16 protein-coding genes and 1 tRNA gene are annotated in these 15,088 nt (G+C 67.6%); 13 read left to right on the top strand and 4 right to left on the bottom strand.

Annotated elements, in window-relative coordinates; translation table 11 throughout:
- Positions 1 to 25: 25 nt before the first annotated feature.
- The 7 genes from chrA (at position 26) to OLX02_RS06770 (ending at position 7,576) form a co-directional block, all read left to right on the top strand.
- On the top strand, positions 26 to 1,330 hold the full coding sequence (gene chrA / locus OLX02_RS06800) for a chromate efflux transporter (protein ID WP_264422051.1): 1,305 nt from the start codon (positions 26 to 28) through the stop codon (positions 1,328 to 1,330).
- A gap of 99 nt (positions 1,331 to 1,429) precedes the next feature.
- Complete coding sequence (locus OLX02_RS06795) at positions 1,430 to 3,766, top strand: heavy metal translocating P-type ATPase (protein WP_264421385.1); 2,337 nt, start codon at positions 1,430 to 1,432, stop codon at positions 3,764 to 3,766.
- On the top strand, positions 3,763 to 4,155 hold the full coding sequence (gene cueR / locus OLX02_RS06790) for a Cu(I)-responsive transcriptional regulator (protein WP_264421383.1): 393 nt from the start codon (positions 3,763 to 3,765) through the stop codon (positions 4,153 to 4,155). The genes OLX02_RS06795 and cueR overlap by 4 nt, the downstream gene beginning before the upstream one ends.
- Positions 4,152 to 4,502 (top strand): hypothetical protein, encoded by a 351-nt coding sequence (locus OLX02_RS06785; protein ID WP_264421382.1) that lies wholly within the window; start codon positions 4,152 to 4,154, stop codon positions 4,500 to 4,502. Before cueR ends, OLX02_RS06785 begins: the two co-directional genes overlap by 4 nt.
- A 40-nt stretch (positions 4,503 to 4,542) precedes the next feature.
- Positions 4,543 to 4,839: a hypothetical protein gene (locus OLX02_RS06780; RefSeq protein WP_264421379.1), complete on the top strand. Its 297-nt coding sequence runs from the start codon at positions 4,543 to 4,545 to the stop codon at positions 4,837 to 4,839.
- Positions 4,840 to 4,916: 77 nt separating this feature from the next.
- Complete coding sequence (locus OLX02_RS06775) at positions 4,917 to 6,602, top strand: copper resistance system multicopper oxidase (RefSeq protein ID WP_264421377.1); 1,686 nt, start codon at positions 4,917 to 4,919, stop codon at positions 6,600 to 6,602.
- Positions 6,599 to 7,576 carry a copper resistance protein B gene (locus OLX02_RS06770; protein ID WP_264421376.1) on the top strand — a complete coding sequence of 326 codons (978 nt, stop codon included), beginning with the start codon at positions 6,599 to 6,601 and terminating at the stop codon, positions 7,574 to 7,576. The genes OLX02_RS06775 and OLX02_RS06770 overlap by 4 nt, the downstream gene beginning before the upstream one ends.
- 9 nt (positions 7,577 to 7,585) lie before the next feature.
- Here the strand turns inward: OLX02_RS06770 and OLX02_RS06765 are convergent, their stop codons facing one another.
- The gene (locus OLX02_RS06765) at positions 7,586 to 8,485 is read right to left on the bottom strand and encodes a LysR family transcriptional regulator (protein WP_264421375.1); all 900 of its coding nucleotides are present in this window, start codon (positions 8,483 to 8,485) and stop codon (positions 7,586 to 7,588) included.
- A 107-nt stretch (positions 8,486 to 8,592) separates the two neighbouring features.
- Here OLX02_RS06765 and OLX02_RS06760 point away from each other — a divergent pair, with 107 nt between their 5' ends.
- Together OLX02_RS06760 and OLX02_RS06755 are read left to right on the top strand one after the other, a co-directional pair.
- Positions 8,593 to 9,582, top strand: a complete 990-nt coding sequence (locus OLX02_RS06760) for an aldo/keto reductase (protein WP_264421373.1) — start codon at positions 8,593 to 8,595, stop codon at positions 9,580 to 9,582.
- Between the two features lie 79 nt (positions 9,583 to 9,661).
- Positions 9,662 to 10,657, top strand: a complete 996-nt coding sequence (locus OLX02_RS06755) for an aldo/keto reductase (protein WP_264421369.1) — start codon at positions 9,662 to 9,664, stop codon at positions 10,655 to 10,657.
- Between the two features lie 76 nt (positions 10,658 to 10,733).
- Here OLX02_RS06755 and OLX02_RS06750 read toward each other — a convergent pair whose 3' ends face one another.
- Together OLX02_RS06750 and OLX02_RS06745 are read right to left on the bottom strand one after the other, a co-directional pair.
- Positions 10,734 to 11,786, bottom strand: a complete 1,053-nt coding sequence (locus OLX02_RS06750) for an NAD(P)-dependent alcohol dehydrogenase (protein WP_264421367.1) — start codon at positions 11,784 to 11,786, stop codon at positions 10,734 to 10,736.
- Positions 11,787 to 11,851: 65 nt separating this feature from the next.
- Entirely contained in the window at positions 11,852 to 12,262 is a 411-nt protein-coding gene (locus tag OLX02_RS06745; RefSeq protein ID WP_264421365.1) for a cupin domain-containing protein, read from the bottom strand.
- A 123-nt stretch (positions 12,263 to 12,385) separates the two neighbouring features.
- Between OLX02_RS06745 and OLX02_RS06740 the strand changes: the two genes are divergently transcribed.
- The 4 genes from OLX02_RS06740 (at position 12,386) to OLX02_RS06725 (ending at position 14,230) form a co-directional block, all read left to right on the top strand.
- Entirely contained in the window at positions 12,386 to 13,285 is a 900-nt protein-coding gene (locus OLX02_RS06740) for a LysR family transcriptional regulator (protein WP_264421364.1), read from the top strand.
- A gap of 135 nt (positions 13,286 to 13,420) precedes the next feature.
- A complete protein-coding gene (locus OLX02_RS06735) occupies positions 13,421 to 13,801 on the top strand; it encodes a hypothetical protein (RefSeq protein WP_264421362.1) in 381 nt (126 codons plus the stop codon).
- Positions 13,765 to 13,989, top strand: coding sequence for a hypothetical protein (locus OLX02_RS06730; RefSeq protein WP_264422083.1), 225 nt, complete (start codon positions 13,765 to 13,767; stop codon positions 13,987 to 13,989). The genes OLX02_RS06735 and OLX02_RS06730 overlap by 37 nt, the downstream gene beginning before the upstream one ends.
- 165 nt (positions 13,990 to 14,154) lie before the next feature.
- A tRNA-Val gene (locus tag OLX02_RS06725) sits at positions 14,155 to 14,230 on the top strand.
- A 62-nt stretch (positions 14,231 to 14,292) separates the two neighbouring features.
- On the opposite strand, the gene OLX02_RS06720 is transcribed toward OLX02_RS06725, so the two are convergent.
- Positions 14,293 to 15,063, bottom strand: a complete 771-nt coding sequence (locus OLX02_RS06720) for a calcium-binding protein (RefSeq protein ID WP_264421360.1) — start codon at positions 15,061 to 15,063, stop codon at positions 14,293 to 14,295.
- Between the last annotated feature and the right edge of the window lie 25 nt (positions 15,064 to 15,088).

The following is a 15,088-nucleotide window of genomic DNA, read 5'->3' as shown; positions in this document are numbered from 1 at the left end:
AAGGCATGGGGGCCGTGTGCGGGATATCAATGTAAAGCCATCGTTCGAAGAACTGGTCCGGGTGTCTGCCCGGATCGGCTGTCTCAGCTTCGGCGGGCCGGTCGGCCAGATCGCGCTGATGCACCGCGAGATTGTCGAAAACCGGGGCTGGATCAGCGAGGAGCAGTATCTCCACGCGCTGAACTTCTGCCATCTGCTGCCCGGACCGGAAGCGCAGCAACTGGCGATCTGGATCGGCTGGAAGCTGCACGGGGTGAAAGGCGGACTGGCGGCCGGCCTCCTGTTCGTGATCCCCGGCGCGCTGGTGATCCTCGCGCTGTCGGTGCTCTATGGCTTTGCCGCGCGGCTGGGCTGGGTCTCCGCGCTGTTCCTGGGGATCAAGGCGGCGGTGCTGGCCATCGTGGTGCAGGCACTGCTGCGCATTGCCGCGCGCGCGCTGGCCACGCCGTTCAAGCGTGTGGTCGCGGCAGCCTCGCTGGCCGCCCTCGCCGTGTTCGACCTGCCCTTCCCGCTGGTGGTGCTGGGTGCCGGTGCGCTGGGCGCGATCGTATGGCGGCTGCGGCCGGACTGGCTTGGCCTCAAGCCCGTCGCGGTGACATCGACGCCCAGCGAGCGCCCCTGGCGCACGACAATCGGCGCCATCGTCATCGGCGCGGCGCTGTGGGCCGCACCCATGCTGCTGGTCCTTGCCGCGCTGGGGCCGCACCATGTGCTGTGGCAGGTCGGCGTGTTCTTCTCGAAGCTGGCGGTCGTCACGTTCGGCGGCGCCTATGCGGTGCTGGCCTATATGGCGCAGCAGGCGGTGCAAGGCTTCGGCTGGCTGAGCGCGGGCGAAATGGCCGATGGGCTGGGCCTTGCCGAAACCACGCCGGGGCCGCTGATCATGGTGACGCAGTTCGTCGGCTACCTCGCCGCCTATCGCGCGCCGGCGCCGTTCGCGCCGCTGCTGGCCGGCGTGCTGGGCGCGCTGCTGACCACGTGGGTCACGTTCACGCCGTGCTTCCTGTGGATCTTCGCGCTGGCGCCGTGGATCGAGCGGCTGGAACAGGCGCACCGGCTGCGCGCGGCACTGGCGACGATCACCGCCGCCATCGTGGGCGTGATCGCCAACCTCAGCCTGTGGTTCGCGCTGCACGTGCTGTTCACGGCATCGCGCATGGTCGATGCCGGACCGCTGCACTTGCGCCTGCCGGTGTCCGAAACCCTTGACCTGCGCGCCTTCGCGCTGGCGCTGCTGGCGGCCGTGCTGCTGTTCCGCCTGCGCTGGAGCGTGATCCGCACCCTCGGCCTGACGGCGCTTGCGGCGCTCGTTCTCGGAACTTTTGGCTGATCCGCCGGTCCTGTTCGCGGGACGTCGATTTGGGCATTGACCTTGACATGGTGTCAAGCACCATATGCCCATCGGATCAGTCAAGGCGAGGCTCCCCTGATGGCGCATTCCGAGCACACACCCCATTGCAGCCACCACCCGGCGGCAGTGCAGGGAACGGTCAAGGACCCGGTCTGCGGCATGGAAGTGGATCCCGCCCGCACGGCGCACCATCTCTCGCTCGGCGGGCAGGACTATCATTTCTGCAGCGCGGGCTGCCGGGCGAAATTCGCGGCCGATCCCGACCGCTACCTGCATCCGGTCGCGGCCCCGGACGTGCCGGAAGGTGCGATCTGGACCTGCCCCATGCACCCCGAAGTGCAACAGGAAGGCCCAGGCAGCTGCCCGATCTGCGGCATGGCGCTCGAACCGCTCGAACCCAGCCTTGAGGAAGGGCCGAACCCGGAGCTGATCGACATGACCCGGCGCTTCCGGGTGAGCGCCGCGCTCGCCCTGCCGCTGCTGGTGCTGACGATGGGCGCGGACCTTCTGGGACTTCACCTGCTGCCGATGCGGGTTTCGACGTGGGTGCAGTTCGCGCTGGCGACGCCCGTGGTGTTCTGGGGGGCATGGCCGTTCTTCCAGCGGGGCGCCGCCTCGCTGCGCACGCGCAATCTCAACATGTTCACGCTGGTCTCGCTCGGCGTGGGTGTCGCCTATGGCTACAGCGTGGTCGCGGCGCTGTTTCCTGGCCTTTTCCCCGCCTCGTTCCGCATCATGGGCGGCGCGGTGCCCGTCTATTTCGAGGCGGCGGCGGTGATCGTGGCGCTGGTGCTGCTGGGTCAGGTGCTGGAACTGCGCGCGCGGTCCGCCACCGGCCGGGCGATCCGCGCGCTGCTGGGCCTTGCCCCGAAGACCGCGCGGCTGGTGCGCGAGGACGGGGCGGAGGAGGACATTCCGCTGGAACACGTCCACGCCGGACAGTTGCTGCGCGTCCGCCCCGGCGAGAAAGTGCCGGTCGATGGCGTGGTGATCGAAGGGCGCTCGTCCGTGGACGAGGCGATGATCACCGGCGAGCCGGTCCCGGTAGAGAAAGCCCCCGGCGACGCGGTGACGGGCGCGACGGTCAACGGCACCGGCAGCCTTGTGATGCGCGCCGAGCGCGTGGGCCGCGACACCATGCTGGGCCAGATCGTGCGGATGGTGGCCGACGCGCAGCGATCGCGCGCGCCGATCCAGGCACTGGCGGACAAGGTTTCCGCGTGGTTCGTGCCCGCAGTGGTGCTTACCTCTCTGGCGGCCTTCGTGGTGTGGGCGATCTGGGGACCGCCGCCGGCGCTGGGCCACGCGCTGGTCAACGCGGTGGCCGTGCTGATCATCGCCTGCCCCTGTGCACTGGGGCTGGCCACGCCGATGTCGATCATGGTCGGCACCGGACGCGGCGCCGCCGCAGGCGTGCTGGTGCGCAACGCCGAAGCGCTGGAGGTGATGGAGAAGATCGATACCCTGGTGGTCGACAAGACCGGCACGCTCACCCTGGGCAAGCCGCGCCTTGCCGGCATCGCGACCATGCCGGGTTTTACCGATAACGAGGTGCTGGCGCTGGCCGCCGCGCTGGAAAAAGGCAGCGAGCATCCTCTGGCGGCGGCCATTGTGGAAGGTGCGGCCGGGCGCGGGCTTGCCGTGGCGGCTTCGTCGGACTTCGCCTCGCACACCGGCATGGGCGTGACCGGCACCGTGGATGGCCGGACGGCGGCGCTGGGCAACAGGGCGCTGCTGGCCACCGTGGGCGCGGATGCGGACGGGCTTCTGGCCGAAGCCGACCTGCGGCGGGGCGAAGGCGAGGGCGTGATGTTCCTGGCCGTCGATGGCAGGCTCGCCGGGCTGGTCGCCGTTGCCGATCCGGTAAAGGACAGCGCGCGCGAAGCCATTGCCGCCCTGCGCCGCGACGGAGTGCGTCTGGTGATGCTGACGGGCGACAATCGCCGCACGGCCGAAGCGGTCGCCCGCAGTATCGGCGGCATCGACGAAGTTGTGGCCGACGTGCTGCCCGAGCAGAAGAAAGCGGCCATAGAGCGGCTGCGCGCCGAAGGCCGGCGCGTGGCCATGGCGGGAGACGGCATCAACGATGCGCCTGCGCTTGCCGCTGCCGATGTCGGCATCGCGATGGGCACCGGCACCGACGTGGCGATGGAAAGCGCGTCGGTCACGCTGGTGAAAGGCGATCTGGGCGGCATCGTCCGCGCCCGGCGGCTGAGCCGCGCGGTGATGGGCAACATCCGGCAGAACCTGTTCTTCTCGTTCGTGTTCAACGCGGCCGGTGTTCCCATCGCTGCCGGGGTGTTCTATCCCCTGTTCGGGTGGCTGCTGAACCCGATGATCGCGGGCGCCGCGATGGCCTTCAGCTCGGTGGCGGTCATCGGCAATTCGCTTCGCTTGAGGAACATCAGGCTATGAAGATCGGCGAAGCGGCGGCGGCCTCCGGGGTGAGCGAACGGATGATCCGTCACTACGAGAAGATTGGCCTGATCGCCGCCGCCGCGCGCCGCTCCTCCGGCTATCGCGACTATGACGCGCGCGACGTGGAAACGCTGCGCTTCATCCGCCGCTCACGCGATCTGGGCTTTCCGATCGAGGAAATCGGACAGTTGCTCTCGCTGTGGCACGACCGCGGTCGGGCGAGCGCCGACGTCAAGGCGCTGGCACTGTCGCGCGCGGCCGAACTTCAGCGCAAGGCGGCCGAACTGGAACAGATGCGCCGCGCGCTGCTCGATCTGGCCGAACGCTGCCATGGCGACGATCGCCCCGATTGCCCGATCCTGTGCGGGCTGGAGGGGCTGGCATGATCCGGCGCGCACCATCGCGTCTGCTGGCAGCGGTTGTGGCCATTCTGGCGCTGTTCGCAGCACAGTTCGCCATGGCCGCGCCCACTTTGCCTTCGGCATCACACGGCATGATTCACGCCATGGCGGCGACCGGCTCGTGCCATGAATCGGCCTCGCCCCAGCCCGCCAAGGGCGCGCACCCGACGCGCGATTGCGCGCTGGCCTGTTCGGTGCTGGTACCGAGCGATGCCGCATCGGGCGAAGGCCCGCTCCTTTCGCCCACGCTGGCGGACGACGCAGAACCCGATGGGTTCGCCGAAGGTTGGCTGCCGGGACCGACCACCCCTCCGCCGCGTTCCGGCTCGTGATGCCATGCCATTATCCATCACGAGTTCCGGAGCATCCATCATGAAGACCATTCTTGCGGCGCTTGCCGCCACGATCGCCATCCCCGCCGCTGCGGTTGCAGCCGATCAGGCGGCCGACCACGCCGGGCACCAGCACGGCGCGCAGCCTGCATCGCCCGCGCCTGCGCCGTCCCCCCTGCCCTCACCGACGCCCACGCCCACGCCGACAGCCACGCCATCCCCGACGGCTGCACCGGAGGCGCATCAAGGCCACCAGCACCATCCCGGCATGATCATGCAGGGGCATGACATGGCGGCGCCGACGAGCAGCGCCACTCCCAGCCCGGGCCAGCATTGACCAAGTGCGGGGAGCGCGCCCCGGCGCCTCCCCGCCAAAAGACACGGACGATACGTCCGCACAAAGGGACCACCATCATGAACAACGCGCTATCCATGGCGCGCCGCGACCTGCTGCGCATTGGTGCGGTCGGTGGGCTGGGCGTGGGGCTTGGCGCCATGCTGCCCGCTTGGGCGCAGCCGGTTTCGCCGGGCCTGCCCACGCTGAGCGGCGAGGACATCACCCTGCGCATCGCACGCGGAAGCCTGGCCATCGACGGCAAGGCGGCGCGCGCCGTGACCATCAACGGCACGGTGCCGGGGCCGCTGCTGCGCCTGCGACAGGGCCAGAACCTGCGCCTGACGGTCGAGAACGAACTGGACGAGGACACCTCGCTCCACTGGCACGGGCTGCTTCTGCCATTCCAGATGGACGGCGTGCCGGGCGTTTCCTTTCCCGGCATCAAGGCGGGCGGGCGCTTCACCTACGAGTTCCCGATCGTGCAGGCCGGCACTTATTGGTACCACAGCCACAGCGGGCTGCAGGAAATGATGGGGCAATACGCGCCCATCGTGATCGATCCGGCCGGGGGCGAACGCGTGCAGCACGACCGCGAGCACGTGATCCTGCTGTCGGACCACAGCTTCGTCCATCCCGCCACCATCCTGCGCAAGCTGAAGGCCGAGCCGGGTTACTACAACTACCAGCGCCAGACGCTGTCCGGCCTGCTGGCGGGCAAGGACCAGCCGCTGCACGACCGGCTCGCCTGGGGACGGATGCGGATGGACCCCACCGACATCGCGGATGTGACCGGCGCGGTGATGTCCTATCTCGTCAACGGCCACGGCCCGCGCGACAACTGGACCGCGCTGTTCGCGCCCGGCGAGCGCGTGCGGCTGCGCTTCATCAATGCGGCGGCGATGACCGCGTTCAACGTGCGCATCCCCGGCCTCGCGTTCGACGTGGTGGCCGCCGACGGGCAGGATGTGCGCCCGGTGACGGTGGACGAGTTCCAGTTCTCGCCCGGCGAGACCTATGACGTGATCGTCCGTCCGCAGGAGGACCGCGCTTTTGCCATCGTGGGCGAAAGCATGGACCGTTCCGGCATGGCGGTGGCCACGCTGGCCCCGCGCGCGGGAATGCGCGCCGCCGCGCCCGCCCTGCGCCAGCGTCCGCTGCTGACCATGAAGGACATGGGCATGGAAATGGACGGCATGGACATGGCCGGAATGTCCATGCGCGATCCCGCCAACGCGCCGCAGGTGCGGATGGGACCGGGGGTGGACATGATCAACCCCATGCCGATGGACCGCACCGGCGATCCCGGCATCGGCCTGGACGATGCCGGCCACCGCGTGCTGACTTACAAGGATCTCGTCGCGCTCGATCCCAACCCGGACACCCGCGCTCCCGCGCGCGAGATCCAGGTGCACCTGACCGGCTCGATGGACCGCTATATGTGGTCGATGGACGGCAAGACCATGTCCGAGGCCCACGAACCGCTGCCGATCCGCACCGGGGAACGTGTACGCTTCACGCTGGTGAACGACACGATGATGGCCCATCCGATCCACCTGCACGGCCACCTGTTCGAGCTGGTCACCGGACACGGCGACCATGCGCCGCGCAAGCATACGGTGAACGTGCTGCCGGGCGGCAAGGTCAGCTGGGACGTGACGGGCATCGCCGGCGACTGGGCATTCCACTGCCACCTGTTCCTGCACATGGTGATGGGCATGATGCGCATTGTCCAGGTGCGCCCGGTGGAAGGAGGCGCGACATGAAGTATGCGCTCTTGCCGGGATTGGCGCTGATCGCCAGCCCTGCCCTCGCCCAGCCGATGGACCATTCGATGCATGGCATGGACCATGGAGCCATGGACCACGGCGCAATGGAGATGCCTCCACCACCCGCCGCTCCGCCGCCGCCAAAACCGACTGAAGCCCCGGCCCATCACGATCACGGCGCCGCACCCAGCGATGCGGGGATGCCCTCCGGCCTGGTTGGCACCGATGCCGCGCCGGGCAACGCTCCCCCGCCCCCTGTCGTGCATGATCGCCCCGCCGATGCCTTCTATGGCGCAGCCGCGATGGCGCCCGCCGAAGCCGCGATGATGCAGGCGCATGGCAAGGCGACCTATGCCAAGCTGACCTTCGACCTTGCCGAATACCAGTTCCGCGAGGGCAAGGACGGCTACCGCTGGGAAGCGGAAGCCTGGTTCGGCGATCTCGACCGCGTGGTGCTGCGCAGCAAGGGCGAAGGCACCTTCCGTGAAGGCGTCGATCATGCCGAAGTGCAGGCGCTTTATTCCAAGGCGCTCGATCCGTGGTGGAATCTGCAGGTCGGCATCCGGCAGGACATCCAGCCAAAACCCGTACGCACCCATGCGGTGATCGGCGTGGAAGGCCGCGCGCCCTACCAGTTCGACGTGCAGGCGGCGGCATTTCTGTCGCAGCGCGGCGAAGTCACCGGCCGGGTGGAAGGCACCTATGACCAGCGGCTGACCCAGCGGCTGATCCTCCAGCCGCGCGCCGAGCTGAACCTGTCCGCGCAGGACATGCCCGATATCGGTATCGGCTCGGGGCTGACATCGGCCGAACTGGGTCTGCGGCTGCGCTATGAAATCCGCCGGGAGTTCGCGCCTTATGTGGGCGTTTCGTGGACATGGCTGGCCGGCCGCACCGCCGATCATGCCCGCGCGGCGGGCCACGATCCCAGCGAGGGAAGCGTGGTGCTGGGCGTGCGCAGCTGGTTCTAGACCGAGCGGTCAGGTCCGGGTGGCGCGCAATTCCTCCAGCACGGCCCTGAACGCGGGCGAGAGATTGCGTCGGTCCGGGTAATAGAGGTGGTGTCCCGCAAATGGTGGGCACCAGTCCTCCAGCACCCGGACCAGCCGTCCCTCGGCCACGTCGCGGCGCATCGCTTCATCCTCGATCGTGCAGGCGATGCCGTGCCCGGCACGCGCCGCCTGCAGCGCCATCACCCCGTCGTTCACGATCAGCGGGCCTTCGACCCGCACGTTGAGCGCCTGCCCGTCCTTCTCGAATTCCCAGGCATAGAGGTTGCCGCGCGTGGCCATGCGCAAATTGATGCAGCGATGCCCAGTCAGGTCGCGGGGCGTGCGCGGCACGGGCCGATCCGCGAAATAGCCCGGCGCCGCGACCACCGCCAGGCGCAAGTCAGGCCCGATGCGCAGCGCGATCATGTCCTTTTCCACGCTTTCGCCCAGCCGGACGCCGGCATCGAAGCGATCGGCGACGATATTGGTCAATGCGCCATCGATCGAAAGCTCCACCTCGACATCAGGATAGCGCGCCATCACGCGGTCGATCGCGGGCCACAGCACGCTTTCCGCCGCGTGGCGACTGGTGGTGATCCGCACCAGTCCGGCAGGCCGGTCGCGAAACTGGCCCAGCGCGGCCAGCCGGTCGCGGATGTCGCCCAGCGCCGGGCGCAGCGTGGCGAGCAACTGCTCGCCCGCCTCGGTCGGGTTCACGGTGCGCGTCGTGCGCGCCAGCAGCTTGACCCCCAAGTGCTCCTCCAGCCGGCGCACCGTCTGGCTCAGCGCCGACTGCGAGGTGCCCAGCCGCGCGGCAGCGCGCGTGAAGCTCTGCTCTTCGGCGACTGCGAGGAAAACAGCGAGATCGCCCAGCTCATCGCGCAACATTAATCACATCCAGATATAGGTTCATGTAGAATTATCTGTCTAATCGAATAATCCCGCCAGGTCTATCTCTGTCCCCGCAGCCAATGGCATCGGCGCAGGAGACAATCATGAAGCATCGCACGCTCGGCCCCCTCGACGTCTCGGAGATCGGCTTCGGCACGATGAGCTTTACCGGCATCTACGGCGCCGCGCCCGACCGCGCAGAGGCGATCCGGGTCATTCGCGGCGCCTTCGATCATGGCGTGACCTTTTTCGACACGGCCGAAGCCTATGGCCCGTTCTCGAACGAGGAACTTGTCGGCGAGGCGCTGGCCCCGATCCGGGACAAGGTGGTCATCGCCACCAAGTTCGGCTGGAATATCGACAGCGAAACCGGCGAGCGCCATCCGGGTCTGAACAGCCGGCCCGACCATGTCATTCTTGCGGTAGAGGGCATGTTGCGGCGCCTGAAGGTCGAGACCATCGACCTGCTCTACCAGCACCGTGTCGATCCCGCCGTCCCCATCGAGGACGTCGCCGGCACCGTCCGCGACCTGATCGCGGCGGGCAAGGTGCGCCACTTCGGCTTGTCCGAAGCCGCCGCCGACACCATCCGCCGCGCGCACGCGGTGCAGCCCGTCGCCGCGATCCAGAGCGAGTACTCGCTGTGGACCCGCGAGCCCGAGCCGGAAATCCTGCCCCTGTGCGAGGAGTTGGGCATCGGCTTCGTGCCGTGGAGTCCGCTGGGTGCGGGATACCTTACCGGCACCGTGAATGCTGAAACGCCCCTTGCCGGCGAAGATTTCCGCAACGCCTCGCCCCGCTTCACGGCAGAGGCGCGCACCGCGAACAAGGCACTGGTCGATCTTCTCGCGGCCGTTGCGACGGAAAAGTCCGCCACATCGGCACAAGTCGCACTGGCCTGGCTGCTGGCGCAGCGCCCGTTCATCGTGCCCATCCCCGGCACGCGCCGTCTCGACCGCGTGATCGAGAACGTCGGCGCGGCGCAGGTGGCACTGACCGTGGACGATCTCGCGCGGATCGAGCGCGCCCTCGCCGCCATCCCCGTGGTCGGCGCGCGCCTGCCCGAAGCGGTGCTGCAATATTCCTATCGCTGATCGAGGGGGCAGCCGGTCCTGCGGGATCATCGCTGCTCCATCGGCTATTCCCTCCCCCATCCTCCCCAGGAGATATGCAATGCAAACACGCGAACTCGGCCGCTCCGGCCTCACCGTGTCGGCCATCGGCTATGGCTGCATGGGCCTCGACTTCGGCTATGCCGAAAAGCTGGCCAAGGCCGATGGTATCACCATGATCCGCGCAGCCTTCGAGCGCGGCGTCACCTTCTTCGACACGGCCGAAGTCTATGGTCCATGGACGAACGAGGAGATGGTCGGCGAGGCGCTCGAACCGTTCAAAGGCCAGGCCGTCATCGCCACCAAGTTCGGGTTCGACATCGATCCCGAAACCGGCGCCATGCGCGGGCTGGACAGCACCCCGGCGCAGATCCGCCGCGTCTGCGAAGCGTCCCTCAAGCGCCTGCGGGTCGATGCGCTCGACCTGTTCTACCAACACCGGGTCGACCCCAAGGTGCCGATCGAGGACGTGGCGGGGACTGTTCGCGACCTGATCGCCGAGGGCAAGGTGCGGCACTTCGGAATGTCCGAACCGGGTGTCGCCACGCTGCGCAAGGCCCATGCAGTGCAGCCGGTGAGCGCGCTCCAGAACGAATATTCGCTGTGGACGCGGCACGTGGAAACCAACGGCATCCTGGATGCCTGCGCCGAACTGGGCATCGGGCTGGTGCCCTATTCGCCGCTGGGCAAGGGCTTCCTTGCGGGCTCGATCACCAGCGCCGATCAGGTCGCGGTAGGCGATTTCCGCGGAACCCTGCCCCGCTTCCAGGCGGATGCCATGGCCCACAACATGAAGCTGGTGGACCTTGTGAAGCGCATCGCGGCCGATCGCGGCGCGACGCCCGCGCAGATCGCGCTGGCGTGGCTGCTGGCCAAGGCGCCGTTCATCGTTCCGATCCCCGGCACCACCAAGCTGCACCGCCTGGAAGAGAACCTGGGCGCGGCCGATGTCGTTCTGGGCGAAGCTGACATGGCGGAAATCGAAACGCTGCTGGGCACGGTCGACGTTCAGGGTGGCCGCTACACCCCCGCGATCGAGGCCATGACCGGGCTGTGATGCTGTAAGCCCGGATGCCGGAAGGGGCCGGGGCTTCATCCACCACAACGGTGGGCGAGGCCCCGGCGTCTTTCCATCAGTCCGCCATTGTGGCGATGTCGATGACGAAGCGATACTTCACGTCGCTGCGCTGCATCCGCTCGAAAGCGCCCTCGATCTGCTCCGCCGCGATCAGTTCGACATCGGCGACGATCCCGTTCCGGGCACAGAAATCGAGCATTTCCTGCGTCTCGGCAATGCCGCCGATCAGCGAGCCGGCAATGGAGCGGCGCTTGAAGATCAGCGCAGAAACATCCGGCGACGGGTGCGCGTGTTCGGGAACGCCGACCAGCGTCAACGTGCCGTCGCGCTTGAGCAGGGCGGTAAACGCGTCGAGATCGTGGCTTGCCGCCACCGTATCGAGGATGAAATCGAAGCTGTTGGCGTGCGCCGCCATTTCCTCGGGATTGCGCGAAACCACCACCTCATCGGCGCCCAGAGCCTTCGCATCGTCGCGCTTGCTCTCGGAGGTGGTGAAGGCGACCACGTGCGCGCCCATGGCATGGGCCAGCTTCACGCCCATGTGACCAAGGCCGCCGATGCCGACGATGCCCACCTTCTTGCCCGGTCCCGCCTTCCAGTGGCGCAGCGGCGAGTAGGTGGTGATGCCGGCGCACAGCAGGGGCGCGACTGCGGCAAGCTGTTCCTCGCCGTGCGTCACCTTGAGCACGAACTTGTCATCGACCACGATCTGCTGCGAATAGCCGCCGAGCGTGTGGCCGGGGGCGTCCGCCGTCGGGGCATTGTACGTGCCGGTGAAGCCGTTCTCGCAGAATTGCTCGAAGCCGTCTTCGCACGAGTGGCAGTGCTGGCAGCTGTCCACCATGCAGCCCACCCCGACCAGATCGCCGACGTTGAACGCAGTGACGGCATCGCCCACCGCGCTTACCCGGCCGACAATCTCGTGCCCCGGCACGCAGGGGTAGATGGTCCCGCTCCATTCGGAACGCACCTGATGGAGGTCGGAATGGCAGATGCCGCAAAAGGCGATGTCGATCTGCACGTCGTGCGCGCCGGGCGCGCGCCGCTCGATATCCATGGGCACGAGCGGCTTGTCGGCGGCATGGGCGCCATAGGCTTTGGTCAGCATGAGGTTTCCTTGGAGAGGAGAGGAGAGGAGAGGAGAGGAGAGGAGAGGAGAGGAGAGGAGAGGATTTATTCGCCGGGAGGGCCGGCGAGGTACTGTGCGTCGGTCACGTGTTCCATCCATTCGACCATCTTGCCGTCGAGCGCTTCCTGGATGGCGATGTGGGTCATCGCGGTGGTTGGGGTCGCCCCGTGCCAGTGGCGATGTCCCGGCGGGCACCAGATCACGTCGCCGGCGCGGATTTCCACGATCGGCTCACCCTCGCACTGGGTCCAGCCCACGCCGGCGGTGACGACCAGAGTCTGGCCGAGCGGATGCGTATGCCATGCCGTGCGGGCGCCCGGCTCGAACGTCACGCTTGCGGCGCCGGTGCGGGCCGGCGGCGGAGCAGTGTTCAACGGATCGATCCGCACCGATCCCGTGAACCATTCAGCCGGCCCTTGCTGCGACGGCCTCGATCCATTGCGGAAAATCTTCATCGGCTGCTCCTGCATGGGGCCAGGAAGCTTCGCGGCCGCTTCCGGCAAGGTGGCGCGATAGCCGCGATGGACTTGCCGGATAAGAAGGCGCTATTTCCATGCGGCTGTGAATGAGGCTCATCAATGAACCGGCAACACCTCGCCGAACTCACCTTCTTCCTGGCTGTCGCGCGAGAGCGTAGCTTCACCCGCGCGGCGGCGCAGCTTGGCGTCACGCCCTCGGCGGTCAGCCACAGCGTGCGCGGGCTGGAGGAACGGCTGGGGCTGCGCCTGCTGAACCGCACCACGCGGAGCGTGACACCCACCGAGGCGGGCGACCGGCTGCTGCAATCGATCGGGCCGCGTTTCGACGATATCGAGGCGGACGTCGCGGCCCTGAGCGCCTTGCGCGAAAAGCCGGCGGGCACGGTGAGGATCAGCGCCGACGAGCATTCGATGGCATTCGTGCTGTGGCCGGCGCTGCGGCGGTTCCTCCCCGACCATCCCGACATTCATGTCGAAGTCGCTACCGACTACCGCCTCACCGACATCGTGGCAGAGCGTTTCGACGCCGGCGTCCGCTTTGGCGAGATCGTGGCGAAGGACATGATCGCGGTGCGGATCGGTCCCGACGCCCGGATGCTCGCGGTAGCCGCTCCGGCGTTCTTCGCCCGACACGGCCGGCCCCATCAGCCGGAGGACCTGACCGGCTTTCCCTGCATCAACCTGCGCCTGCCGACCTATGGCGGGCTCTATGCCTGGGAGTTCGAGCGCGATGACCGCGAATTTCGCGTGCGGGTGGATGGCCCGCTGACCTTCTCGTCGGTGTTCTCGATCCTGGAGGCCGCGCTGGACGGTTTCGGTATCGCCTATCTGCCGCAGACCATGGTCCAGCCGCATCTGGACAGCGGCCGGCTCGAAGCCGTGCTGTCCCGCTGGTCGCCGCCGTTTCCCGGCTACCATCTCTATTACCCCAGCCGGCGGCAACCGACCCCGGCCTTCGCGGCGGTGGTCGAGGCGCTGCGCTACCGAGGGGCCGAATAGAACCCAGTCGCGGCACGACCGAGAGACGAAACGCCCGATTGTCGTGACGGACTGCCAACCGTTCGTCGCGGTTGCATTGCGCGGCGGTCCATCGCCTTGATACTCGGTGCCGACAACAAGACGGGCGGAGAAACAATGAGGGTTTGGGTCATGGCCTGTGCGGCGATCGCCGCCGCGGCGGCACCTGTCAGCGCGTGGGCAGACAATCCGAAAGACCCCGCGATGCGCTCGGCGGCAGCACGGGCCCGCGACCGCGAGATCATCCGGCAACTGAACTTGCGTGAAGCCGCGATGGTGCGCGAACGCGATGCCCGTTACGCCGAAGGCTGGCGCGCATGGCGCGAACAGGGCAATCCCACGGCAGACAACGAAGGCTACAGCGGGCGGGTGGAAGACCACCGGCGCGACGTGGCGGACTATGAGCAGAGCCGCGCGCAGTACCAGCGCGACCTGGCCGAATGGCGCCGCGCGGTGGCGGCATGCCGAGCCGGCGACGATTCCGCCTGCGACGGCTGACGCTTCCCGCGCCGGTCACCCTCGCAAGAATCGCCTACTACTTTGCGGCAGGGTACAAGGCCGCGCGGCTTGGCTCCGTGCGCTCGCAGCTGGAGCAGATCTTTGCCAAGTTGGGTGTAGGCCGGCAGATCGAACTGGCGGCCATGTCGGCATCGCTCGCCCGCAACGGCAAGGGCCAGCCCGCATAGGCCGCGCTGAAATGCAACGCAGGGCGCCTCTTCAAACGGACCCGGACCACTTCCCGACCATTGCGAGACTGCCCCGCGAGCAGGGTCAATCCAATGCCCCTCTTGCGACGGGGAGGCATTGACGGAACGCAGGAAACCGCGCAATAGCGCGGTTTCCGCTGCGGCGGGCGGTTAGCTCAGTTGGTAGAGCATCTCGTTTACACCGAGAGGGTCGGGGGTTCGAGCCCCTCACCGCCCACCATTCCTTGTTGCGATTGCGTCCGGACCGGGCGCCCGGCATCGCAGAGCGCCCGGCGGATAGGGTTACAGCACCAGATCGCCTGCGACGAGCGCGTTCACGCCGTCGATGCGGATGGCAAAGTCGGCAACGCCGTCGCCGTTGGTGTCGCCGGTCAGCATGGTGCGGCCCGTCAGTTGCTCGAAACGCAGTTCTCCAGCCGTGTTCGAGAATGCCGCATTGCCGATGAACGAGAACGCCTGGTCACCATCGGCCGAGACATTGGCATCAATGCCCGACAGGTCGATGCGATCGCCCTGGTCCTGGTGGAAGTCGACGATGCGGTCGGTGCTGCCGCTCACATCGACACCGAAATCCGCGCTGGTGAACACGAAGGTGTCGGCCCCCAGACCACCAAACAGCTTGTCACTGCCAGTGCCGCCGGACAGGCTGTCGTCGCCGTTGCCGCCCTTGAGCACGTCGTCGCCCGAACCGCCGCCGAGCACATCGTTGCCGTCACCGCCGGACAGCGAGTCGTTGCCGTCGTCACCGTCCAGATGATCGATACCGGCACCGCCGGATTCACGATCATTGCCGCTGCCGCCGGCGAGATGATCGTCACCGTTGCCACCCGACATCGTGTCGCCTCCGGCGCCGCCATCCATCGAATCGGATCCCGAATCGCCGAACAGGCGATCGTCGCCGTTGGCGCCCGACATCGAATCGTCGCCGGTACCGCCACGCTCGGTGTCACGGCCGTCACCACCATCGATGTGATCGTTGCCACTGCCGCCGTTCAGGCGATCATCGCCGGTATCGCCCGAAAGAATATCGTCGTCGCCGGCTATCGGATACATCCCGCTGTCGGGTTTCTTCCTTGAA

Origin of the sequence: Novosphingobium sp. KCTC 2891, from assembly GCF_025938155.1 — a bacterium.
In the GTDB taxonomy this organism is placed as follows: domain Bacteria; phylum Pseudomonadota; class Alphaproteobacteria; order Sphingomonadales; family Sphingomonadaceae; genus Novosphingobium.
Note: the sequence above shows the minus strand (reverse complement) of the source record. Positions and strands in the feature narration are given on the sequence as shown.